This is a genomic window from Paenibacillus sp. MMO-177, from assembly GCF_037147795.1.
Taxonomy (GTDB): domain Bacteria; phylum Bacillota; class Bacilli; order Paenibacillales; family Paenibacillaceae; genus Pristimantibacillus.
Genome location: NZ_JBBCUR010000061.1, coordinates 1 through 214, shown reverse-complemented (window position 1 = coordinate 214; position 214 = coordinate 1). Strand labels below are relative to the sequence as shown.

1 rRNA gene is annotated in these 214 nt (G+C 56.1%); it reads left to right on the top strand.

Annotation, left to right across the window (positions count from 1 at the left end):
* Positions 1–214, top strand: a 16S ribosomal RNA gene (locus WFK81_RS31055); the annotation flags it as partial.

Genomic DNA, 214 nt, shown 5'->3' with positions numbered 1-214 from the left:
CCGGTGACAAACCGGAGGAAGGTGGGGATGACGTCAAATCATCATGCCCCTTATGACCTGGGCTACACACGTACTACAATGGCCGATACAACGGGAAGCGAAGCCGCGAGGCGGAGCCAATCCTATCAAAGTCGGTCTCAGTTCGGATTGCAGGCTGCAACTCGCCTGCATGAAGTCGGAATTGCTAGTAATCGCGGATCAGCATGCCGCGGTG